Genomic DNA, 22,756 nt, shown 5'->3' on the forward strand with positions numbered 1-22,756 from the left:
TCCGCGCGGCGTCGCGGCTCGAGATCACTGAAGCGGCGGCCCAGGCAGAAACGCCGGGCCTCGCGATGCGTGTCGCGGCAGGCGTGGCCGCCACGGCGGTCGCCGTCGTGATTGCCGTGAGCCTGTTGAGCTTGCCGGACCCCGCGCCGACCCTGGCGCCCGAGGTGGCGCGACACATTCAGGCCACTGGCGTCGGCAACCCGATCACGGCCGTCCTGCTGTCATTCCGCGCGATCGACACGCTGCTGGAAGCCATCGTGTTGCTGTTCGGCGTGGTCGGCGTCTGGTCGCTGGCGCCGGACCGCTGCTGGGGCGGCAGGCCGGGACTGGCGCAGGGGGTGAGTCCCAACGACATTCTGGTGTATCTCGCGCGTGTATTGCCGCCGATCGGCGTCGTGATCGGCATCTACATTTTCTGGGTCGGCGCCGATCATCCGGGTGGCAAGTTCCAGGGCGCCACGGTGATTGCCGCCATGTGGCTGCTCGTCATGATGTCCGGTTTGCGCGATGCGCCGCCGGTCAGCCGGCGCTGGCTGCGCGCCGTCCTTATCGTCGGGCCGGCGGTGTTCATCGCGCTTGGCCTGCTCGGCGCCGTCGTGGCGGGAGCGTTTCTCGCGTACCCCGATGGCTGGGCGAAGCTGTGGATCATCATCATTGAAGCCGCGCTGCTGCCTTCGCTTGCCGTGACCCTGGTCCTCCTGCTCGTCGGTCCACCGCAGCGGCCGGAGGTGAGCCCATGAACGTCTCGCAGTTGTTCGGCTTGACCGCCGCTGCCCTCGTGGGTCTCGGCCTCTATGGCCTGATCGTCAACCCGCAGCCCTTGCGCAAGGTGCTGGCCTTCAACCTCACGGGCAATGGCGTCTTTCTGGCTTGTGCCGTGATCGCGCATCGGGGAGCTGGCGCCGGCATGTCCGGCGACCCGGTGCCGCAGGCACTATTGATCACGGCGATTGTCGTGTCGTTCGCCGCTTCCGCGCTCGCAGTCGGACTCATGCTGCGCAGGTTCGCAGAAACGGGCTCGAATTCTCTGTCGGCGGACGGTGATGCGGCGTCGGGCGGGGCGCGCGCCAATACGGAGGCGAGGTGACGACGCTGGCGCTCACGGGGCAATCGACGCCGGGCGGCCTGCTGCTGACGCTCGCCGTGTTGTTGCCTTTTGCCGGGATGCTGGCAGGGTTGGCGCTCGGCGGACGCCACGCGCAACGCGTGGCCTGGGTGACGATCGCCTTCGGTTTCGGCCTCGTGCTGGAGATTGCGGCGAGGCTGCTGGTCTCGGGCGACGCATTGCGCTATCTGCTGGGCGGCTGGGCGCCGCCGCTGGGCGTCATGCTCCGCGCCGACGGCCTCTCGGTGTGCATGATGCTGGTGGTTGCCGTGGTGGTGGGGGCGGTGGCGATTTACGCCAATGGCGACTTCGGCACACCGTCCGGCACGAACGAGGCACGCGCGCCGCTGGCGTTCTGGCTGCTGCTGCTGGCGGTATGGGGAGCGCTCAATCTGGTGTTTGTGAGCGCAGACATTTTCACGCTCTACGTCGCGCTCGAACTGCTGACTTTTGCGGGCGTTCCACTCGTGTCCCTCGATGGCCGCGCCGAAACATTGCAGGCTGCGTTGCGTTATCTGTTATACGCGCTGATCGGCTCGATGCTTTATTTGCTGGGGGTTTTTCTGCTCTATGGCGCCTATGGCACGCTGGACATTGCGCTGCTTGCCGCGAGGATCGGGGCGCAGCCGCTAGCCTGGGCCGCGTTGGGGTTGATGACGGCCGGCATGCTCGCCAAAACCGCGCTGTTCCCGCTGCATCTGTGGTTGCCGCCTGCGCACGCGGGCGCACCGGCCGCCGCGAGCGCGCTGCTGTCGGCATTGGTCATCAAGGGATCGTGGTTCGTGGTGGTGCGGTTGTGGGTCGACGTCTTCGCCGGCATCGCAAGCGGGTCCTGCTCGCAACTCCTCGCAGGCCTCGGGGCGCTCGCGATCCTCTTCGGCAATGTGGTGGCGCTGCGCCAGGTGCGGCTGAAGCTCTTGATCGCTTACTCGACGGTCGCCCAGATCGGCTATCTGTTCCTGCTGTTCCCGCTTGCCGTGCAGCACGAAAGTGCTCGGGCCGTCACGGGTGGCCTGTTGCAGGCCGTATCGCACGCGAGCGCAAAAGCGGCCATGTTCCTCGCGGCCGGTCTGATCTATAGCACGCTGGGGCATGACCGTCTGGCCGACCTGCGCGGCGCGGGGCGCGCCCTGCCCATGACGCTGACCGCTTTCGCGCTGGCCGGCGCCACGTTGATCGGCTTGCCGCCTTCCGGGGGCTTTCTGGCCAAGTGGCTGCTGATGTCGGCGGCACTCGCGACGGGGCAATGGTGGTGGGCGCTGGTCATGCTGATCGGCGGCCTGCTCACGAGCGTCTACGTCTTCATGGTGGTCGTGCGTGCGATGGAGCCCGCTGCGCCCGGCTGGTCGCCGCAAAAGCAGGTGCCTCGTTACCAGCAGCTCGCCGTGCTTGGCCTCGCAACGTGTTCGTTCCTGCTTGGCCTCGCCGTGCTGCTGCCGGTCGACGTGGCCCAGATTGGCCGCACCGTGATGCCGCCAGCGGGGCTGCCATGAACGTTTCCCAGGCTCTGCTCGTCGCAGCCGTCGGGTTGCCATTGCTGATGCTGCTGCTCTGTGCGTCGGCGCCGGTTCGCAGGCGCCTGCCGTCATGGTTCGCGGTCGCTGCGCTGCCCGCGCTGGCCGCGGCCGTCGGCGCCAGCCAGAGCGAAACCCTGATGCTCGGCCACAGCCGGTTCGCCCTCAGTTTCGCGCTCGATACGCCAGGCGCGGTGTTGCTCGGCACGGCGGCGCTGTTGTGGTTCTTCGCCGGAATCTATGCCGCACGATATGTACGCGGTCGCGAAGATATCGATGGGTTCGTCGTCTGCTGGCTCATGGCCTTGACCGGCAGCGTGGGCGTGTTCCTGACGGCCGACCTGATTGGCTTCTATCTGATGCTGGCGGTGTTGAGTGTCGGCGCCAGCGGGCTGGTGCTCCAGGGCGATGGGCCCGAAGCCCGATACGCGGGCGCGCTTTATCTTGGCGTTGCATTACTGGCCGAGGCTTTCGTGCTGGGAGGATTGGTCCTGCTCGCACAGGCCACGCCTGGCGGCAGCCTGCTGATTCGCGATGCGGCTGCAGCCTTGCCGGGCTCGCCCTGGCGCAACGCCACGCTGCTATTGCTCCTGGTTGGCCTCGGCATGAAGGCCGGGATGGTGCCGCTGCATGTCTGGATGCCGCACGCCTATCGCGCGGCGCCTGTTCCGGCGGCGGCGGTGCTCAGCGGCGCGGTGGTCAAGGCCAGCGTAATCGCATTGGTTCGTTTTCTGCCATTTACTTTCAACGACGCATGGCCGCACTTTGGCATCCCTTTCGCGGCGCTGGGCATGGTCGGCGCGTTCTACGGCGTGGCGATCGGTATCACTCAGGCCCAGCCGAAAGTCGTGCTTGCATACTCGAGCGTCAGCCAGATGGGCTTCCTGATGGCCGTGATCGGCATGGGGCTCGCCGCAGGCGACCCCGCTACCGTCGTGGCAGCCGCTTACTATGCCGCGCACCATCTGCTCGTCAAAGGCACCTTGTTTCTGGCCGTGGGCGTGGTCGCGTTGACGGGTGCCGGATCGTTGCGACGAGTGCTGCTGCCCACGGCGGTCATCGCGCTTGGACTGGGCGGATTGCCGTTGACGGGCGGCGCACTGGCCAAGTACGCGGCCAAGGATCTGCTGGGCGGCGATCTGGCCGGGTCGTTGGCTGCGGCGTCTTCAGCCGCGACCACGTTGCTGATGCTTCATTTCGTGCGCTGTCTGGGTGCAGTGGCCGCGACCGATTCCCACGCGCGCGCGCCGGGGCCGTTCAGGGGGGCATGGCTGGCAATGGTCGTGGTCTCGCTCGCCGTTCCGTGGGTGTTGTATCTGCGTATCCCGGCAGGCTCGCTACCCGAGGCCCTGGCGCCCGCGGCGCTGTGGTCGGCACTCTGGCCGGTGCTCGTTGGCGCGGCGCTCGCGATTGGCTGGAACCGATGGGGCAAGACGGTGCCGTCCGTGCCTGTGGGAGATATCTCTGGCTTCCTGCGCGGACTGCAACGCGGCAGCACGGGGGCCGCACGAATTGCTGTGTGTACGGATGCGTTCGTACGCGGATGGGCCGTCTCCTGTCTGACGCTGTTGCTCGCGGCGCTGCTGCTCGGCGGCCTGCTCGCGGTGGCGGCGTGATGTGTGTGGCGCAACCGACCGCACCGTCTGCGCATACGGGACGCGGTCGCAGCAGAACCTGGAGTACGTCATGAGAACGCTGACGCGTGCTGCGATATTTGCCGCCGCTACCAGTTGCCTGGCCGGCTGCATTAGCGTGGGGCCCGATTACAGTCGCCCCGAGGTGGCGGTGCCCGCAACGTGGCGGGTCGATTTGCCCGCGGCTGAAGAAGTCGTCGACACGGCGTGGTGGGAGCAATTCGACGATCCGGTGTTGAACGACCTGATTCAAACCGCACTGCAGGGCAATCTGGACGTGCGTATCGCAGCGGCGCGTATCGACCAGTTCATCGGCTTGTTGCGCGCTGCGCGCTCGCAGGGTCTCCCGCAGATCGGCTATGGCGCCAACGTGAGCCGCAACCGGACCAGCGAGGTCGGGATGCCACCGCTGTCCCCCTTGCTCGATCCCGTATTCAATCTTTATCAGGGCATGCTATCCGCTTCCTGGCAAATCGACCTGTTCGGCCGGGTAAGACGCCTGACCGAAGCCGCGCAGGCGCAGGTCTATGCCAGCGAACAGGCCCAGCGGGGCGTCGTGCTTTCGCTGGTGACAGGCGTGGCGACCAGCTACATCACGCTGCGCGGGCTCGACCGGCAACTCGAAGTCGCACGGGCCACGGCGAGTAACTTCGGCGAAACATTACGCATATTCGAGTTGCGGTATCGCGACGGCCTGGTTTCCCAGACGGAGCTGTCCCAGGTGCGCTCGCAGTACAAGCTGGCTCAATCCGCGATACCGGCCGTCAAACAGCAGATCGCCATCGTGGAAAACGGCATTTCTATTCTGCTGGGACGTAATCCCGGGCCCATTGCGCGAGGCAAGTCGGTGAGCGAGCTGGTGCTTCCTGTCATTCCGGCGGATCTGCCTTCGACATTGCTCGAGCGGCGGCCCGATATTTTGCAGGCCGAACAGAATCTGGTCGCGGCCAATGCGAATGTCGGCGCCACGCGTGCGCTTTACTATCCCACCCTCTCGCTGACGGGGGCGCTGGGTTCGGTCAGTACCGCGTTCGGCGACTTCCTTTCCGGGCCCGCCTCGCTCTGGTCGGTCGCAGCAGGACTCACCGGGCCGATCTTCACGTCGGGTGCGATTGGTGGCCAGGTGCAGTCAGCCGAGGCACAAAAGCGCCAGGCCGAACTGGTCTACAGGCAGACGGTGCTGGGCGCGTTCAACGACACCAATAATGCGCTCGTCAGCTCACAAATGACCATCGAGCAGACCGCGCTTCAACAGCAGCGCGTCGATGCCTTGCGCGAATATGCGAGGTTCTCGCGGCTCAAGTTCGAAGACGGGTTGATCGGCTATCTCGAAGTGCTGATAGCCGAAAACGACCTGTTCTCCGCCGAGCTTGCGCTCGCCAACTTGCAGGCCTCGCGCTATAACCAGGTGATCAGCGTGTATCAGGCCATGGGCGGCGGCTGGGTGGATATCGCCGATTCGCATACGCCCGTGTCCCTGAGCGCCGACCGAAAGGGAAATGCATCGCAGGGCAGGTGACAGAGGCTTTAAAGACATAGGGCCAGGCTGCGCATCACGAAGCATCCGGTCGAATTGATACGCAGCAGAAGAAGGTCAAGGTCACTCTGTGTTTTGAAGTTGCTTCCAAGAGAAAACCCATGCTACGTACGTCGCTGAAGGTAATAAAAATATGCGTGTCGATCCTGGTCGTGCTCGCGTTACTCGCATTGGGTTTGCGGGCATGGTCTTCGCTGCGCGGCCCGCAACTATCGGTCTGGCACACCTACGTGCCGCGGGAGATGACCGTCGAAGCAATAGACGCCGGCGACTGGAGTGCGTACATGCGGGAGGAGTCGCGGCTTTTCGAGGATGTGCGCGTCAACGTCGTCGAAAAGATCGACGCATCCGAGCGTGTCCCGTCGAACCGATACTACGAAGGCTCACCGATCTATCCAGAGCACTTCGCTCAGGACTGGAACCGCTCGTACATACTGGAACCTCCCGGACCGCCGGTGGGAGCGGTCGTGCTGCTGCACGGCATGACGGACTCGCCCTACAGTTTGCGGCACATCGCGCGCAACTATCGTGACCGGGGCTTTGTCGCGATCGCCATCCGTTTGCCTGGACACGGTACCGTGCCTGCGGGACTGACCAATGTCACATGGCAAGAATGGGCCGCAGCAACGCGACTCGCGGTTCGCGAAGCGCGCCGGCGCGTGGGCCCGGACAAGCCGCTCGAACTGATAGGCTTCTCGAACGGCGGCGCGCTTGCCCTGCAATATGCAATGGACGCCATCGAGAACCCCGCGCTCACGCGTCCCACCAGGCTCGTGCTCATTTCGCCGATGATCGGAGTCACGCGTTACGCGCGGTTTGCGGGCCTCGTGGGACTACCCGCGATGTTGCCCGCGTTCGCGCGGGCCGCCTGGCTTGGCATCGTGCCGGAATTCAACCCCTTCAAATTCAACTCGTTCCCGGTGAACGCAGCGCGTCAGTCCTGGTTGCTTACCCGCGCGATCCAGGAGCAGATGGCGAGGCTCGAGCGTGAGAATCGGTTGAATTCGCTCCCTCCCGTGCTGACGTTCCAGTCGGTGACCGATTTCACGGTCAGCACCCCTGCTGTCATGTCGTCGTTGTATGACAAGCTTCCCGCAAACGGCAGCGAAATCGTGTTGTTCGATGTGAACCGCAGCGTGAGTTTCAGAACCTTCCTGCGCGTCGCGTCCTATTCGGCGCTCACACGGCTGCTGCGCATCGGGCCGCAGAACTATCGCACCACGGTCATTGCCAACGCCTCCCAGGATTCGGCTCATACGGTCGAACGCAGTGTCGATGCCGGCAGTGTGGCAACTCACGTTCGCCCTTTGGAAATTGACTATCCTCCGGATATTTTTTCCTTATCGCATGTCGCGATTCCATTTCCCGTGACGGACGCACTCTACGGCATCGAGCCGGGCGACGACGAGAACTTCAATGTCAACCTTGGTACGCTCGCGCCGCGCGGAGAACGCGGCACGTTGATTCTGACGCTCGACTCGATGTTCCGGATTGCATCGAATCCGTTCTTCCCGTATCTCCTGCAACGCGTCGACGAGGGCATCGGCAAGATGCCTCCTCCAGTTGTCGATTCACCGAGGCGCACTCATGAGACCGCTGCCGGGAAGCCGGAGGATCCCGCAGAAGCGTTGAGGGAACTGGAGCAGGCCGGAGATGATTACGTCGAGCCGTAAGCCGACGCCTGCAACAGCAACTCGACTGGAAGAATCGACAGCATCCAGATACCGGGTCGGCCGACCTTGTTACTGAGCCCGGTTTGTCCGATGATACGGGCAGGGTGCGCAAGCTCGCATGGGGCCGCCGCGGCCACCGGCTGGCCAGACGTACTCGTGGAGCACCGGCACCTGTTGAGTGTTGCGTCATACCCGGAGACGAGCACCGTGAACATGACCCGATTGCTGCTCGGCAGCATCATGCTCTTCGTGGTGGGTACGGTGTTGCAGCTGGTATGGCCGCTGGCGCAGGCGGCGTCGTATCACCACTTCGCCGACCAACGCGCGCTGGGTTTGATACCGCATGCCGCGGACGTGCTGTCGAATCTCGTCATCCTGGCGGCAGGGATCGCCTGCCTCAGTTGGGCGAAGCGCAATGCGTCGCGGCAGCCGCCAAAATTCCCCGGCATGGTAGTCGCCGGATTCGGGCTCGTGCTGACCGCAATCGGGTCGGCCTACTATCACTGGGCACCTTCCGACGCGACGCTCGTCTGGGACCGCCTGCCGATGACGATCGTCTTCGCCGGCATACTGGCGATGGTCTGGACGTCGAACACCGGGCAGCGCGTAGGCTGGGTGCCGTTGCTGATCCTGGTTGCGGTATCGCTAGGCACGATCGAGTACTGGCTCGCACTCAACAGCCTGTGGCCGTACGCGATCCTGCAGTTCGGCGGGCTCATGTTCATCGTCGGCTTGACGCTTACGCGCAAGGTGGACAGCGTATTCGGCTGGACGATGGTGATCGTTTTCTACGGGCTGGCCAAGATCTTTGAGAGCCTTGACTGGCAGGTATGGGAGCTCACTCGCCATGTGATCGCGGGGCATGCGCTGAAGCACGTATCGAGCGGCCTGGCCGGTGCCGCCCTGATTCTGGTGGCGAACGCGGCACCGCGCTTTGCAGTCGGCCCGGTTCCACCGCAGCCGGGAGCGATCGATCATTCCCAGTCGCCGCGCTGACGTGTTCGGATGACAAAGTTTCCAATGGCCGCCAGGAAGGAGCCGGACACGCCGCTGGAATACTCGCCTTCCTCGGGCGCTCTGGTGAGGCGCGCGTTATCCTGGCTGGCGTCCGTCTTCCCAGCGCGGGTCCGCGGTAATCTGCACAATGAGCCGGCTTTCCAGCGGATTAGCGCTGAGCGTTTCCCAGATGCGTTCGCGCAATTCGTCCTGCGAGGCGAGATCGCTTAGCGTGGACGTTGCGCCGACGAGCACGCTGACTTCGACAAAATTGCGCCGGCCCGCCTGGATGACGTGTGTGTGATGGCGCAGAATGCCAAGTTCGCGTTCGAGCTTCGAAAGCGCCATCTCGATCTCCGAACGCGGATTGTTCTCTTCGGGGCTCATGTGCAGCAATTCAGCAAAGCTCGTGCTCACGATCTTCACTGGCGCAAAGAAAAAAATCAGTGAGAGGCCCGCGGTCATTGCACTGTCGACATAGCGCGCCCATAGACAGTGAAAGCTTTCGGGCAATATCGAGTACACGAAAAAGCCGAGCAGTGTGGCTGCGCTGAACGAGAATTTCATGATCCATTTCCAGCCGTCGGTTTTGAGCAGCTTGGAATTGATCTGCGCGGCCGCGCGCTTTTTATAGACCACCATGGCAAAGCTGATCACGCAACTCGCGGCGCTGATCAGCATGACGCCTTGCGCATTCACCACGTGGCCGCCCGAACGTATCCCCTCAATCCCGTTCACGAAGCCATATACGCAAACGAGCAGCATCATGAGCCCGTTTATGCCGTTCACGAGCGGCTCGAGGAACCAATACCCGTATTCGAAGCGAGTCGTCGCGGGCCGGCTCACCACGGTGGCCACGAGCAATCCAAGCGCGGAACTCGCGAGATTGAGCAGATAGAAAATGGCGGTGAGCAGCAGCGTATCGGATTGCACGAAGAAGCCATAGCCGACGTTGGCCGCGAAACCGAGGCACACGACGTAAATGGAAACCTTCATCGTGCGCTGCTCGACCGCTGCGAGCCGCGCCTTGCGGAGCGCGTAGCTGATAGGCATGGTTCCTCGCTGTCGAACTTTGGAACGTTTGGATGGCAGCGGTGAGGCGAAACGCAGTCACGAGGCCGATGGATGCGGGCAGGCGCCGTGGCGCGCGGCTAACGCCACGCCGGGGTGCTCAGCCCAACGATCGCGGCGAGTCCGCCGCCCATCACCACGAGAAACGCGCACCACTCGGGCCGCGAAAATAGCGCCTCGCCACGCTCGCGACGCGCCCACATGTACAGCAGGCTGCCGGGTCCATAGAGCAGTGCGGACATGACGAGCAGTTCCAGCCCGCAAGCGTAAAGCAGGAACAGTGTATAAATCGTGGCGATGCCCGCTGTGGCATAGCGCAGTGTGCGCGTTCGCGCGCTCATGGCCGCTTGCGGCAGTGCGCGGATGGCCTTGAGCCCGAAGGTCGCCACGAAGAAGTAGGGGATGAGTGCCATCGCGCTCGTGAGGCGCAGCATGAGCGAGAAGGCGTCGGTGGACCAGTAGGTGCTGATGACGAAGGCCTGTACCACGCCGCTCGTGAGCCAGATCGCGGCGGTGGGAAGCTGCCGGGCGTTGCGGCGCGCGAAGATGGCTGGCATGGCGTCCGCTTTCGCGCTCGCATACAGCACTTCCGCGCAGATCAGCGACCACGCGAGGTAGGCGCCGAGAACGGAGACGATGAGCGCACCGCCGATGAACACCACGCCCGGCGAGCCGATTACGGCGCCAAGCACCGACGCCATCGAAGGTTGCCGCATGACGGCGATATCCACGCGCGGGAGATGCGCATAGGGCAGCAGCGTCACGAGCACGAGCAGCAACAGCACGAAGGCGAAGCCGAGTACCGTTGCCGCGCCCACGTCCGAGCGCTTCTTCGCGTAGCGCGAATAGACGCTTGCGCCTTCGATGCCGAGAAACACGAATACCGTCACGAGCATGGTCCCTTTGACCTGCGGGGCAAGCCCTCGAGCGCTTTCCGCGAGATTGTCCGTGAACGGCTCCGCACTCGCATAGACGCTCAAAATGCCGATAAAAACGAAAATGGGCAGAATCTTGACGACAGTAAGAATCGCATTGATGAGCGTGGCCTGCTGAATGCCGCGCAACAGCATCCAGTGAAATGCCCATATGCCGACCGACGAAACGGCAATGGCAATCGGTGTATTGCCGTTTCCAAACGCCGGCACGAATGCGCCGAGCGTGGATTTGATCAGCACCCAATAAGAGACATTGCCGAAGCAACCTGCCATCCAGTAGCCGAACGCGGAGAGAAAGCCGGCGTAGCCGCCGAAGCCGTCACGTGCATAAGCAAAGATGCCGGAGTCGAGGTCGGGCCGGATTTCGGCGAGAAGCTGGAAGACGCGGGCCAGCATATACATGCCGCCTCCCGCAATGCACCATGAGATGACGGCGGCCATTGGGCCCGCTTCGAGCGCGAAGTTGCGCGGCAGCGAATAGATGCCGGCGCCGACCATGGAGCCCACGACCATGGCCGTCAGGACCGGCAGCGACAATTTCTGGTCATCCGTCATGTTCGAGCCTTTTTCTGATCTTTGACCGGTCGTAATGCAAGCGCGGGAAATCGCGGATAAAAAATGCGCGCCACATTGAATCGATGAACTATTCTCGAACGAATGTCACGTTGAATACATCATGTGCGAATCGTATTCCATAATGTTCGTCAGGTGTCCGGAGGATGGAAAGCAAAAGGAGAATTACCGGGAACGTATTGGTTGAATGTTCGCTAATGACCCTATGTGAATCGTTAGCAAACAGGTCGAATGAATTAGCGAATCCGCAATGCGCCGCATTAGGGGAAATCTCATGCGATATCTCGCAGCAACACTTCTTGGCTCCGCAGTTGCTTCGCTCGCGCTTTCCGGCTGTGAGGCGCCGACTTCTGGCTCTGTCTTCACGCCAGCCCAGGCGCAGCAGGTGTTCGTGGTCGAACTCGGTGCGGTCGAATCGGTTCGGCCCGTCACGATCCAGCCGGGCCCAACGGGCATCGGCGCGATCACCGGAGGCGCGCTTGGCGGCATCGCGGCAGGCAGCAACATCGGGCGCGGCACCGGCGCCGTTGCAGCGGGCATTGGCGGCGCCGTGCTGGGCGGCGCGGCAGGCAATGCCGTGGAGCAGCGCGTCACGCAGCGGCAAGGCCTTGAAATCGTCGTGCGTCTGGATTCGGGACAACTGATATCGGTGGTCCAGGATTCGGATCAGCAATTCGTCCCCGGTGATCGTGTGCGTGTGCTGATGGGCAACAACTCGGTGCGCGTGACGCGGTGACCCTGCAGGCGCCCGAAGCCTGAACGGCGGCGCAGCGGTGCGCCGGCCGCCCGATAAAGCGAAGTTCCAAACAAAAAGCGAGGAAACCGATGGCCGATACCGAGCAGAAGATGAGTCGCGTGCAGTTGACCGCGATGGTAGTCGGGGGCATGGTGGGCGCCGGGATCTTTTCTCTGCCGCGAACCTTCGCCAATGCAACGGGGCCGGTCGGCGCGGCGATTGCGTGGCTCGTGGCGGGCGTGGGCATGTACACGCTCGCGCGCGTGTTTCAGGCGCTCGCGGAGCGCAAGCCGAATCTCGACGCCGGTGTGTTCGTCTATGCGAAAGAGGGCTTTGGCGATTACCCCGGCTTCCTCTCGGCGTTCGGTTACTGGATCGGCAGTTGCATCGGCAACGTTTCGTACTGGGTGCTGATCAAGTCCACGCTGGGCGCGTTCTTCCCGATTTTCGGCGACGGCAACACGGTCACGGCCATCGTCGTCGCGTCGATCGGCATCTGGCTGTTTCACTTCCTCATTCTGCGCGGCGTGAAGCAGGCCGCATTCATCAACACTGTCGTGACCTTCGCCAAGGTCATTCCGATCGTGGTGTTCATCGTCATCCTCCTGTTCGTATTCAAATACGGGACCTTCCACCTGAACATCCAGTCCGCGGCGCAAGAGGGCGGCCTCATCCAGCAGATTCGCGCGACGATGTTCGTCACCGTGTTCGTGTTCATCGGCATCGAAGGGGCGAGCGTGTATTCGCGCTATGCGAAGGAGCGCACGGACGTGGGTCGTGCAACGATCTTCGGCTTCGCCGGCGTGACCACGCTCATGGTGCTCGTTTCCATGCTGCCTTTCGCCGTGCTGCCGCGCGCGGACGTGGCGGGCATGCGCCAGCCCTCCATGGCGGCCGTGCTCGAGAGCGTGGTCGGTCCGTGGGGCGGGATTTTCGTGAGCATCGGGCTGATCGTTTCCGTGCTCGGCGCGTATCTGGCGTGGTCGCTGATCTGCGCGGAGGTGATGTTCGCGGCGGCGCGCAATCAGGACATGCCGGCCGTGTTCGCGCGCGAAAACGCCAACAACGTGCCGGCCAATGCGCTCTGGATCACCAATATCGTCGTGCAGTTGCTGGTCGCGAGCACGTATTTCTCGCGCGATGCGTTCTCGCTGATGCTCAACCTCACGAGTTCGATGTCGCTGATTCCGTATCTGTTCGTCGCCGCCTACGGGTTCATGGTCTCGAACCGCGGCGAGAGCTACGAGGTTCGGCCCGAGGAGCGCAGGCGCGATCTCGCGCTGGCCACGGTCGCCGTGATCTACACGTTGTTCATGATCGTGGCCGGCGGTCTCAAGTTCATCCTGCTATCGGCGATTCTTTACGCGCCTGGCACGGTGCTGTATTTCCTCGCGCGGCGCGAGCGCAAGCTGAAGGTTTTCCAGCGTACGAGCGACTGGGTCATTTTCATCGTGGCGGCCGTAGCGGCCATCGTAGGCGTCGTTGCGCTGGCCACGGGCACCATGGCGGTCTAACGAGAACGAGCGGAGATCGATATGTCCAAATCGAAGGGCGGTGGCAAGAGTGAAAGGGGCGAAAAGGTAGAAAAGGTAGAAAAGGTAGAAAAGGTAGAAAAGGTAGAAAAGGCGGAGAAAGCCGCGAAGGGCGGCAAGGGCAAGGCGAAGGAAGGGAGCGCGCTTGGCGTGTACTCGGAGGTCGGGCAACTGCGCAAGGTGATGGTGTGTGCGCCCGGCATGGCGCACTCGCGTCTCACGCCGAGCAATTGCGACGAGCTGCTGTTCGACGACGTGCTGTGGGTCGACAACGCGAAGCGCGACCATTTCGACTTCGTCACGAAGATGCGCGACCGCGGCGTCGAGGTCGTGGAAATGCACAACCTGCTCGCCGAAACCGTTGCCGTGCCAGAAGGCAAGAAGTGGATTCTCGACAACCAGATCGTGCCGAACCAGGTCGGGCTGGGGTTCATCGACGAACTGCGCAGCTATCTGGAAGGGCTCGACGATCGCAAGCTGGCCGAGACCTTGCTCGGCGGCCTCTCGATCCACGATTTCCCCGAATCGCATGGCGGCGCGGCGCTCAAGGTCGTGCGCGAAGCGGCCGGGTCCACCGAATATCTGCTGCCGCCGCTGCCGAACACGATCTACACGCGCGACACCACCTGCTGGATTTACGGCGGCGTGACGCTCAATCCGCTGTACTGGCCCGCGCGGCACGAGGAAACGATTCTAGCCGCGGCGATTTACCAGTTTCATCCGGATTTCGCGGGCAAGGTCAACGTGTGGTGGGGCGACCCCACGCAGGACCACGGCATGGCGACGCTCGAAGGCGGCGATGTCATGCCCATCGGCAACAAGACCGTGCTGATCGGCATGAGCGAGCGCACCTCGCGCCAGGCGATCAGCCAGCTCGCCGCCACGCTCTTCAAGAAGGGCGCCGCCGAGCAGGTGATCGTGGCGGCGATGCCGAAAATTCGCGCGGCCATGCACCTCGATACGGTCTTCACGTTTGCCGATCGCGACTGCGTGCTGATCGCGCCGGATTTCCTCGCACGCACGCGCACCTTCACGTACCGGCCCAGCGATCAACCGGCGGGTGTGGAGCTGCGTCAGGAGAAAAAGTCCTTTGTCGAGGTGGTGAGCGCGGCGCTCGGCATCAAGAAAATGCGTGTGGTGGAAGCGGGCGGCAACGACTACCAGCGTGAACGCACACAATGGGACAGCGGCGCGAACCTCGTTTGCACCTCGCCCGGCGTGGTGTTCGCTTACGACCGCAACACCTATACGAACACGCTGCTGCGCAAGGCCGGCATCGAGGTCGTGACGATTGTGGGCGCGGAACTGGGGCGCGGGCGCGGCGGCGGCCATTGCATGACGTGCCCGATCATTCGCGACGCAGTGGACTTCTAGCGTCGCAGGGCGAGGAGATCGTTGCGGGCGCAAGCAGCGGCGGCATCTCCGCGCCGCAATGGTGCCGGATCGATGGGGCGTGGAAGTCGAGACTTTCAAAGCTTACGGGCATGCGGACTGCTGCGCACTCCTGTGGGGTGCGCCATGCGCGCACCTCGCCCCATCGCAACCATCTGATCCCCGATCATGGACGATTTCCTCAACCGCCTTTTCCATCTGCAGCCCTCGCTGCTCGCCACGATGACGCACGACGTGATGAATGTGATCGTCGCCGTGCTGATTCTGGTGGTCGGCTGGTGGGTTTCCAATCGCGTGGCGCACGTATTCGCGAGCATGCTCGCGCACTCGCACGCCGACCCCACGCTCGCACCGATGCTCGCAGGGATGGCGGCATGGACCGTGCGCGTCATTGCGCTCGTTGCCGCGCTCAGCGAGGTGGGCATCGCCACGGCTAGCGTGCTCGCCGCGCTGGGCGCCGCCGGTCTCGCCATTGGCCTCGCATTGCAAGGCACGCTGCAAAACATCGCTGCCGGCATCATGCTGCTGATGCTGCGCCCGTTTCGCGCGGGCGACGTGATCGAAGGCAGCGGCGCGGCGGCGGGCATCGTGTGCGAAGTGGGGCTGTTCACCACGCGCATCGAGCGCGGCGACGGCAACGTCGTCTTCGTGCCGAACAGCCAGATCTGGAGCAATCCCGTCATCAACTACAGCAGCGGCGGCACGCAGCGTATCGACGTCACGGTCGATCTCGCGCGGCGCGACGAGGTGGACGCCGCCATCGGCAAGCTCAAGGAGATGGTTTCCGCCGAACCGCGCGTGCAGAACGGCACGACGCTCGCGCCGACGGTCGCCGTGGACAGCTACCCGTCCAGCGGCGGCGCGCGCTTGCTGGTGCGCGCCTGGGTGCGCAACGCCGACGCGCAATACGCCGTCGACGACATCCGCGGACATGCGCGCGAAACACTCGCCACAGCGGGACTCGCCGTGACCGGCAACGCGCGCATGGCGGCCGACCATGCGGCGCTCACGCGCTCGTGAGCCGTTGTTCAAACGTAGCGTTAAAGCACATTGAGCATGGCGAGCGCGCTTTCCTGCAGATGCGGCAGAACGCGCTGAAGGGCCGCCTCGGGACTTTCCTCGCCCATCGGCATGTTGGTGCTGAGCGCGGCGACGACTTCGCCGTTGCGATTCCTGAGCGGCACGGCAATGCCGCGCACGCCCACCTGCAACTGCTGCTCGATGAGCGCATAGCCGTCCACGCGTGCGCGCCCGATTTTCTCGCGCAGGCGCGCGCCGCTCGTGATCGTATGCGGCGTGAAGGGCGACAGTTCGACCGTATCGAGCCACGCTGAAACTGCGCTTTGATCGGCCTCGTGCGCGAGCAGCACCACGCCCGGCGAGATGAGCGGCGCGGGCACGCGCGCGCCGAGTACGAAGCCAGTCGTCATGACGCGCGACACGCCATTGCGCGCGATCACGACGAGGTCCCAGCCGTCGAGCACGCTCACATAGGCCGACTCGTTGAGCGTCGCGCTCAACTGCTGCAGATAGGGCTGCACGGTGCGCGGCAGACGCGCCGAATCGAAATAGGACCAGCCTACCCGCAGCACGCGCGGCGTAAGGCCGTACAGCCGGCCGTCCGTGTACACATAGCCCAGCGATTCGAGCGTGAGCAGATAGCGGCGCGCGGCGGTGCGCGAGAGGCCGGTGCGCTCGGCCGCCTGGGTGGGCGTCATGCGCGCGTGCTCGCTGTCGAAGGCTTCGAGAATCGCGAGGCCTTTTTCGAGCCCGGCGATCCAGTCGCGCCGGTCCAGTGGCGGTTTTTTCATCGGCGCGCAAGACCCTGTGCTGCACGGTGGCCAAAACAATGGAAAAAGCCGCCAGCGCGAAACGCCTGCGGCTTGCGAGCGAACGATCGGCTCTTGCTCACTCCGGCTTCATGCGCGCCGCCACGATCAGCGAGATCAGGCAGCCAATCGCGAGGTACGCGGCAACGAGGTGCCACGAACCGCCGCCGAAGCCCACCAGCGCCACGGCGATGAACGGGGTGAAGCCGCCGCCCACCACGCTCGCGAACTGGTAGCCCACGCCCGCGCCGCTGTAGCGGTACTCCGCGCCGAACAGCTCGGTGAAGAGCGGTTGCTGCACGCTCACGACCATGTCGTGGGCGATGTTCGCGAGCATCACGGAGAAGATCACGATCCAGATCGTGGCCCGCGCTTCGAGCGCGAGGAAGAACGGCACGGCGCTCAGGAGACCGATGAACGCGCCGATCAGATAGATGCGGCGCAGCCCGAGGCGATCGGCGAGCCACGCGAAGCAGGGGATCGTCACGCAGGAGAGCGCGCCGACGAACAGGCCGATGCCGAGAAAGAGATCGCGCGACATGCCGAGGTTGGTGGTCGAATAGCTCAGCGCGAAGGCGGTCACGATATACATCGTGAAGAGTTCGGCAAGGCGCAGCGCGATGATGTACAGGAAGGCCTTCGGGTGACGCGTGAGCGCTTCGAGCACCGGCATCTTGAGCTTGCGATGACCGTGCTCGACTTTCTCGACGAACTCGCGCGACTCGTCCATGCTCGAGCGCACCCACAGGCCGACGAGCACCAGCACCACGCTGAAGAGGAACGGCAGACGCCAGCCCCACGAACGGAACGCCGCGTCGCCGAGCAGGTGGCTCAGGAGCGCCACGAGGCCGGTGGCGAGCACGAGGCCCACGCCATAGCCCACCTGCACGCCGCTGCTATAGAACGCCTTCTTGCCGCGCGGCGCGCTTTCCACGGCCATCAGCGCCGCGCCGCCCCATTCGCCGCCCACGGCGAAGCCTTGCAGCGCGCGCATCGTGACGAGCAGCACGGGCGCCCACCAGCCGATGGTCGCAAAGGTCGGCAACAGACCGATGGCCACGGTGGAAAGGCCCATCATCATGACGGTCAGAACGAGCATGCGTTTGCGGCCGAGCCGGTCGCCGAAGTGGCCGAACACGACGCCGCCGAGCGGCCGGAAGAGAAAGCCCACACCGAAGGTCGCGAACGCGGCGAGCGTGCCCATGGTCCTGCCGACCTGCGGGAAGAACGCCACGTTGAACACCAGCGCGGCGACGATGCCGTAGAGCAGGAAGTCGTACCAGTCGACGACCGCGCCGACGAAGCTGCCGAGCGCCGCCTTGCGGGCCTGGCTGCGCGACGGGGCGAAAGGGGCGGCGTCGCCGGTGGTGTCGAGGCTTGGGGTCATCAGTTGTCTCCAGACTGTTGCGCATGTGCCATGCTGCTGCAGTATTCAGGATGCGCGCTAAACGTGAGACGCAGCATAGGGCGGCCCTCGCGGTCCGGCAATGCGTGGTGGCGCCGTTTTGCGCGATTATCGCCCAAGTGCGTGCGATTATCGAACGCTTTGCGGGTTTGCACCGAGATGGCGCGTGGACCGACCGCGCACGGCGGTCTTCGTCAAAATGAACGAAATGGTTAAAATCGGCCTGCCTCATATGCCAGATTCGCGGCCTCGAAGTCGCGACGGGGCGGCGAGGTGTCCGTTTCAGCGCTTGCGTCAGGAGCCCACTGCATGTCCAGCCCCTCTAATCCTCCGCCGCAGGCGGACAATCCGCTCGGCATGGCGGGACTCGAGTTCGTCGAGTTCGCCGCGCCCGAACCCGCCGATCTCGGCCGCCGTTTCGAGCAGTTCGGCTTCAAGGCGATCGCACGCCACGTGAGCAAGGCGGTCACGCTCTACCGCCAGGGCGAGATGAATTTCCTGCTGAACGCCGAGCCCGACTCGTTCGCCGCGCGTTACGCGCAGGAGTACGGCATGGGCGTCTGCGCGATCGGCGTGCGCGTCGACAATGCCAGGCGCGCCTTCGAGCACGCCATCTCGCTCGGCGCGTGGGCGTTCGAAGGCGAGCGTCTCGGTCCCGCGGAGCTGCACATTCCCGCGATCCAGGGTATCGGCGACTCGCACCTCTATTTCATCGACCGCTGGCGCGGCCGCGGCGGCCAGCGCGGCGGCGTGGGCGACATTTCGATCTTCGACATCGACTTCCGGCCCATCGACGTCGCCACGGCGCATACCGATCTCGATCACGGCGGCACCGGCCTCACGCGCGTCGACCATCTCACGCAAACGGTGGGGGCGGGGCGCATTGCCGAATGGCTCGACTTCTATCGCGACCTGCTGCATTTCCGCGAGATCCACGAAATCAACGCGAACTGGCACGTGTCCGAGGAGTCCCGCGTGATGGTGTCGCCCGATGGCGAACTGCGCATTCCTGTTTATGAGGAAGGCACGCGGCGCACGCAGCTATTGCACGACTATCTGCCCGAGCATCCCGGCGAAGGCGTGCAGCACATCGCGCTGGCGAGCAACGACATCCTCGCGAGCGTCGATGCGCTCAAGGCCAATGGCGTGGAGTTCGTCGAACCGCCGCCCGCTTACTACGACACCGTGGATGCGCGTTTGCCAGGCCACGGCGTGGATCTGGAAGCGCTGCGCAAGCGCCATGTGCTGATCGATGGCGAGATTGGCGAAGACGGCGTGCCGCGGCTCTTTTTCCAGACCTTTGCCAAACGCCATCCCGGCGAGATCTTTTTCGAAGTCGTGCAGCGCAGCGGCCACCACGGTTTCGGCGAGGGCAATCTCGACGTGCTCGCGCGGGCGCGCGAGGCGGGTGCGAAGCTGGGCCAGGCGCCCGGCTAAGTCCCACCGTGCACGACGTCAGCGTTCCACGCGTGACTTCGCGGCTGCGCCCGTTGTCCTGCGCGTGCGCGCGGTAGCGAGCGCGGCGGCGCGCGGCGAGACCATCGTGCGGCAGCGATGGCGAATTTCCTTGCTGAACTCGGTGCACGCCTGGGTCATCAGGTCCGTGGCACCCCGTGTCATGTCGAGACTTTGCCGACCAGATGAAAACGCGACGAGGGATGCCAAAGCTCGACGGCGGTCGCCACGGCACTGCCGACCCACGTACGCCGCCACATCAGCAGGCAGGGCTCGCCAATGTTCATCGCAAGATGGCGTCGTATATCCGCATCCGGTTTTTGCGCGTAGATCCGGAACTCCGCCCGTTGAACCGGCGCGAGCCGCATCATGTAGTGGTTCGGTGTTTCCCGTGTGAAGTCCTGTTCGAGATAACCCGGAAACACGTGGGGGTTCACGTAGCGGTCCTCGTACAGAATCGCTTCGTCTTCCTCGTAGTGGACGATACGCGAATGGAACACGGGACCGCAGCCGAGCTCGAGCGCGGCCATCGCCTGATCGTTCGAGCTCGCGCCCAGCGTCAGCACCCGCGCGCTGTGCCGGTGACCGCGCGCGGCGATTTCGTCGGCGATGTTGCGAACCTCGAGGACGGTCGATTCGACGTCGCGCGAGGCGACGAACGTTCCCGCGCCCTGAACGCGTCTGAGCACATGCTCGGCCGACAGTTCGCGCAGCGCGCGCGATACGGTCATTCGCGCGACGCCGAATTCCTTGACGAGCTCTGTCTCCGACGGAATGGCCTCACCGGGCTTCCAGGTCCCGTCCGTGATTCGATCGACCACGTAGCGCTTGATCTGCTCATACGCTGGAGCGACCTTATGCGCTGTCGCGGACTGCGTCGAGTTGTCGATCAGCGAAGATGGCGCGTTCATATATGACCTCGCTTCAGACGCCGACCGTGCCGGGAACCGCGCGGCTCGCCGGGGCCGCCGTACTGCGCGCGATTGGCGGCATGTCCAGCGCCGGTTCCCGCGAGACAGTCCCGGTGTCGTCTCGTGCCGTGCCGGGAAGTGGCGGTGGGGCGCCGTCGGCAACGAGGCGAAACGCGAAAGTCATGTCGTCGGAAAGTGGGCGGTCGTCGCGATAGGTCGGCAGCGTGGCGCGCACGCCGGCGTAGAGCGCGTCCGTATAGGGCGCGCGCGCCGCGTCGAGCGGCTGCAGATCGTAGGCTTGTGCCGCGGCGAGCAGTTCGATGCCGAGGATGCGGTTGCTGTTCTCGATGACCGCGAGCGCCTTTAGCGCGGCCGGCGTCGCATGGCACAAATGGTCTTCCTGCAGCCCCGATGTCACGCCGCCGTCGAGACTCGCGGGAGCGGCTTCACGGCGGTTCTGCGCGACGAGCGACGCGGCCGTGTACTGCGCAATCATGAAGCCCGAACGCGTGCCGCATGCGTGCGCGAGGAAGGCCGGCAGGCCGCTCACGAGCGGGTTGACCAGACGGTCGAGGCGGCGTTCGGCCATCGCCGCGACCTGTGCGATCGCGGTAGCGAGACTGTCCATGGCGAGTGCGATCGAGGCGCCGACCGCATGCGCCTGCGAGTACACCCGGGGCGACTCCGGCGTGCCCGCAACGATCGGATTGTCCGTCACCGAGGCAAGCTCGCGGTTCACGACTTCGGCCGTTGCCGCGAACGTGTCTCGCGCGGCGCCGTGCACGTGCGGTATCGTGCGGACGCTGAGCGGGTCCTGGGTGCGCCGCCCGAGCGAAATTTCGAGCAGCGCGCTACCGGCGAGCGCCGCGCGCAGACGCTCTCCCACGTGGGCGAGGCCCGGCGACACACGAAATGCAAGTGAACGGGTGTCGAACGCCGCGATCTGCCCGCCCAGATTCTCGAAGCTCATTGCGGCAACGACGTCCGCCCAGTCGAGCAAGCGCTCCGCGCGGTGAAGCGCGAGCGCCGCGAGCCCGGTCACGCATGGCGTGCCGTTCACGAGACTCAATCCCTCCTTCGCTTGGAGCGACAGGGGCTGCAAGCCGAGCCGCTGCAGGGCTTGAGCGCCGCTCACGCGCTCGCCGTTCCAGCGCACGTGTCCCGCGCCCACGCAAACGAGCGCGATGTGCGCCATATGGCTCAGATAGCCGACGGAACCGAACGCGGGCACCTCCGGCAGGCAATTTGCCTCCAGCAGCGTGGCGAGACGCTCGACGACTTCGAGGCGCACACCCGAGTGTCCATGCGCGAAGTTGTTGATGGCCGCAGCCATGATCGCGCGCGTCTCGTCTGCGCCTAGCGGTTCGCCCACGCCCACTGCGTGGCTCATGAGGATGTTGTGCGACAGGTCGTGCTGTTCGTCTTGCGAGACGATCACATCGCACAGCGCGCCCACGCCCGTGTTCACGCCATACGCGCGGATGCTCCGCGCGACGATCTGTTCGACGAGCACACGGGCGCTGCGAATGTTCGCCTGCGCATCGGCGCCGAGGATCAGCGGCTCGCCTGCGGCGACGCTAGCGATCGCGCGCCAGTCGAGTGGATTCTGGGTACGGGTGATGGCCATGGGAGTGCGTGGTGCGGGTTTAGTGAGCGTTGCGATCCTGGTGGCTCGACACGAACTGGCGGAAGCGGTCCGACTTCAGTTCGCCGAATACCTCGTCTGGCGTGCCATCCGAATCCACCTGGCCCTGGTGCAGGAACATCACGCGATTCGAAACGTGGCGTGCGAACCCCATCTCGTGCGTGACGACGAGCATCGTGCGGCCTTCGTCGGCGAGCGTGCGCATCACGCGCAGCACTTCGCCGACCAGCTCGGGGTCGAGCGCCGAGGTCGGCTCGTCGAACAGCATCACCTTCGGATGCATCGCGAGCGCGCGTGCAATCGCCACGCGCTGCTGCTGGCCGCCCGACAGGTGTGCGGGGTAGTGGCCGCGCTTGTCGGCAAGGCCGACCTTGGCGAGCAGCGCCTCGGCTTCTTCGACCGCCTCGGCGCGGCTGCGCTTGAGCACGCGCATGGGGCCTTCGATCAGGTTCTCCAGCACGGTCATGTGCGACCACAAGTTGAAGTTCTGAAACACCATGCCGAGTTGCGAGCGCACGCGGTCGACCTGACGGCGGTCGCCCGGTTGCAGCTTGCCGTCGCTGCGGCGCTTCATCTTGAGTTCCTCGCCTGCGAGCGCGACCGAGCCGTCGTCCGGCGTCTCCAGCAGATTCAGGCAGCGCAGGAACGTGCTCTTGCCCGAACCGCTCGCGCCGAGAATCGAAATGACGTCGCCCTCGTGCGCGTCGAGCGAAATGCCCTTGAGCACGTGATGGTCACCGAACGACTTGTGGATGTTGCGCACCGACAGCGCAATGGGTGCTGACGAATTCATCAATCTCTCCAGGTAGGGCG

General features: G+C 64.5%; 20 protein-coding genes. 12 read left to right on the plus strand and 8 right to left on the minus strand.

Annotated features, from left to right (window positions below; all coding sequences use genetic code 11):
* From AB4Y43_RS29915 to AB4Y43_RS29945, 7 genes are all read left to right on the plus strand, one after another.
* A partial coding sequence (locus AB4Y43_RS29915; RefSeq protein WP_368729446.1) for an MnhB domain-containing protein occupies window positions 1-740 on the plus strand: 740 nt, incomplete at its 5' end.
* Window positions 737-1,087 carry an NADH-quinone oxidoreductase subunit K gene (locus AB4Y43_RS29920; RefSeq protein ID WP_133184712.1) on the plus strand — a complete coding sequence of 117 codons (351 nt, stop codon included), beginning with the start codon at window positions 737-739 and terminating at the stop codon, window positions 1,085-1,087. The genes AB4Y43_RS29915 and AB4Y43_RS29920, both read left to right, overlap by 4 nt.
* Entirely contained in the window at window positions 1,084-2,598 is a 1,515-nt protein-coding gene (locus tag AB4Y43_RS29925; RefSeq protein WP_368729447.1) for a complex I subunit 5 family protein, read from the plus strand. The genes AB4Y43_RS29920 and AB4Y43_RS29925 overlap by 4 nt, the downstream gene beginning before the upstream one ends.
* Window positions 2,595-4,235 (plus strand): proton-conducting transporter membrane subunit, encoded by a 1,641-nt coding sequence (locus AB4Y43_RS29930; RefSeq protein WP_368729448.1) that lies wholly within the window; start codon window positions 2,595-2,597, stop codon window positions 4,233-4,235. Before AB4Y43_RS29925 ends, AB4Y43_RS29930 begins: the two co-directional genes overlap by 4 nt.
* 70 nt (window positions 4,236-4,305) lie before the next feature.
* The gene (locus tag AB4Y43_RS29935; RefSeq protein WP_368729449.1) at window positions 4,306-5,772 is read left to right on the plus strand and encodes an efflux transporter outer membrane subunit; all 1,467 of its coding nucleotides are present in this window, start codon (window positions 4,306-4,308) and stop codon (window positions 5,770-5,772) included.
* Window positions 5,773-5,891: 119 nt separating this feature from the next.
* Window positions 5,892-7,463, plus strand: coding sequence for an alpha/beta hydrolase (locus AB4Y43_RS29940; protein WP_368619055.1), 1,572 nt, complete (start codon window positions 5,892-5,894; stop codon window positions 7,461-7,463).
* Between the two features lie 213 nt (window positions 7,464-7,676).
* Window positions 7,677-8,459, plus strand: coding sequence for a hypothetical protein (locus AB4Y43_RS29945; protein ID WP_342946635.1), 783 nt, complete (start codon window positions 7,677-7,679; stop codon window positions 8,457-8,459).
* A gap of 96 nt (window positions 8,460-8,555) precedes the next feature.
* On the opposite strand, the gene AB4Y43_RS29950 is transcribed toward AB4Y43_RS29945, so the two are convergent.
* Window positions 8,556-9,512, minus strand: coding sequence for a cation diffusion facilitator family transporter (locus AB4Y43_RS29950; protein WP_368729450.1), 957 nt, complete (start codon window positions 9,510-9,512; stop codon window positions 8,556-8,558).
* A 98-nt stretch (window positions 9,513-9,610) separates the two neighbouring features.
* Entirely contained in the window at window positions 9,611-11,020 is a 1,410-nt protein-coding gene (locus AB4Y43_RS29955) for a basic amino acid/polyamine antiporter (RefSeq protein WP_368729451.1), read from the minus strand.
* A gap of 292 nt (window positions 11,021-11,312) precedes the next feature.
* Between AB4Y43_RS29955 and AB4Y43_RS29960 the strand changes: the two genes are divergently transcribed.
* The 4 genes from AB4Y43_RS29960 (at window position 11,313) to AB4Y43_RS29975 (ending at window position 15,718) form a co-directional block, all read left to right on the plus strand.
* Complete coding sequence (locus AB4Y43_RS29960; RefSeq protein ID WP_254315497.1) at window positions 11,313-11,774, plus strand: hypothetical protein; 462 nt, start codon at window positions 11,313-11,315, stop codon at window positions 11,772-11,774.
* Window positions 11,775-11,863: 89 nt separating this feature from the next.
* Window positions 11,864-13,288, plus strand: coding sequence for a basic amino acid/polyamine antiporter (locus AB4Y43_RS29965; RefSeq protein WP_069267100.1), 1,425 nt, complete (start codon window positions 11,864-11,866; stop codon window positions 13,286-13,288).
* A gap of 21 nt (window positions 13,289-13,309) precedes the next feature.
* Complete coding sequence (gene arcA / locus AB4Y43_RS29970; protein ID WP_368729452.1) at window positions 13,310-14,680, plus strand: arginine deiminase; 1,371 nt, start codon at window positions 13,310-13,312, stop codon at window positions 14,678-14,680.
* Between the two features lie 186 nt (window positions 14,681-14,866).
* Window positions 14,867-15,718, plus strand: a complete 852-nt coding sequence (locus AB4Y43_RS29975) for a mechanosensitive ion channel family protein (RefSeq protein ID WP_368729453.1) — start codon at window positions 14,867-14,869, stop codon at window positions 15,716-15,718.
* Window positions 15,719-15,738: 20 nt separating this feature from the next.
* Here AB4Y43_RS29975 and AB4Y43_RS29980 read toward each other — a convergent pair whose 3' ends face one another.
* The gene (locus AB4Y43_RS29980) at window positions 15,739-16,509 is read right to left on the minus strand and encodes an IclR family transcriptional regulator C-terminal domain-containing protein (RefSeq protein WP_069267098.1); all 771 of its coding nucleotides are present in this window, start codon (window positions 16,507-16,509) and stop codon (window positions 15,739-15,741) included.
* Between the two features lie 97 nt (window positions 16,510-16,606).
* Window positions 16,607-17,914, minus strand: coding sequence for a shikimate transporter (shiA, locus tag AB4Y43_RS29985; RefSeq protein ID WP_069267097.1), 1,308 nt, complete (start codon window positions 17,912-17,914; stop codon window positions 16,607-16,609).
* Window positions 17,915-18,241: 327 nt separating this feature from the next.
* Between shiA and AB4Y43_RS29990 the strand changes: the two genes are divergently transcribed.
* A complete protein-coding gene (locus tag AB4Y43_RS29990) occupies window positions 18,242-19,369 on the plus strand; it encodes a 4-hydroxyphenylpyruvate dioxygenase family protein (RefSeq protein ID WP_368603553.1) in 1,128 nt (375 codons plus the stop codon).
* 18 nt (window positions 19,370-19,387) lie between these two features.
* Here the strand turns inward: AB4Y43_RS29990 and AB4Y43_RS29995 are convergent, their stop codons facing one another.
* From AB4Y43_RS29995 to AB4Y43_RS30010, 4 genes are read right to left on the minus strand one after another with little or no spacing between them, the layout of a single operon-like run.
* Entirely contained in the window at window positions 19,388-19,552 is a 165-nt protein-coding gene (locus tag AB4Y43_RS29995; protein ID WP_176732959.1) for a hypothetical protein, read from the minus strand.
* Entirely contained in the window at window positions 19,549-20,298 is a 750-nt protein-coding gene (hutC, locus tag AB4Y43_RS30000; protein ID WP_342946251.1) for a histidine utilization repressor, read from the minus strand. The genes AB4Y43_RS29995 and hutC overlap by 4 nt, the downstream gene beginning before the upstream one ends.
* A 13-nt stretch (window positions 20,299-20,311) precedes the next feature.
* Window positions 20,312-21,925 (minus strand): histidine ammonia-lyase, encoded by a 1,614-nt coding sequence (gene hutH, locus AB4Y43_RS30005; protein ID WP_368729454.1) that lies wholly within the window; start codon window positions 21,923-21,925, stop codon window positions 20,312-20,314.
* A gap of 19 nt (window positions 21,926-21,944) precedes the next feature.
* A complete protein-coding gene (locus AB4Y43_RS30010) occupies window positions 21,945-22,736 on the minus strand; it encodes an ABC transporter ATP-binding protein (RefSeq protein WP_368729455.1) in 792 nt (263 codons plus the stop codon).
* Window positions 22,737-22,756: the final 20 nt, after the last annotated feature.

This window comes from Paraburkholderia sp. BR10872 (assembly GCF_040965835.1).
Lineage (GTDB): Bacteria > Pseudomonadota > Gammaproteobacteria > Burkholderiales > Burkholderiaceae > Paraburkholderia > Paraburkholderia nodosa_A.